The following is a 477-nucleotide window of genomic DNA, read 5'->3' as shown; positions in this document are numbered from 1 at the left end:
TTTGCTGAGCGAAAAGCGGCATTAATTGCTGCTATGCCACCGGAGCAACGTGAAGTAGTCGCCAGAACGTTAGAGTTTGAGTCAGAGCCGCTAACAAAACTACTGCAAGAGAACAGCTACCGTGAGTTGATTTTACGCCAGCGTGTGAATGAAGCAGCCCGCGCAAGTATGGTGGCTTTCGCTACGGCAGCAGACCTTGATCAGCTTGCAGCTAATAACGGTGTTAAAAGATTGGTCCTATTTAAAGGGGATGAAACAGCAATCCCGCCCATCCCGCCAGTTTATGAGTCTGATTCTGATTTGAGAATGCGCATCCCAGAAGCGTTTGAGGGATTGAGTGTTGCGGGTCCTGTTGGGAGTTATGCCTACCACGCTCGCAGTGCAGATGGTCGCGTTGCTGATGCCTCAGTGATTAGTCCATCCCCCGCTTGTGTGACAGTGACAGTTTTGTCGCGGGAGGGTAATGGTGTCGCGCCA

At 51.4% G+C, this 477-nt stretch carries 1 protein-coding gene; it reads left to right on the top strand.

Going from position 1 to position 477, the window contains the following annotated elements; genetic code table 11:
* Nucleotides 1–477 (top strand): baseplate J/gp47 family protein (locus PROVRUST_RS19965; RefSeq protein WP_006816508.1); only part of this gene is annotated, 477 nt, incomplete at both ends.

Origin of the sequence: Providencia rustigianii DSM 4541 (assembly GCF_000156395.1) — a bacterium.
GTDB lineage: Bacteria > Pseudomonadota > Gammaproteobacteria > Enterobacterales > Enterobacteriaceae > Providencia > Providencia rustigianii.
Note: the sequence above shows the minus strand (reverse complement) of the source record. Positions and strands in the feature narration are given on the sequence as shown.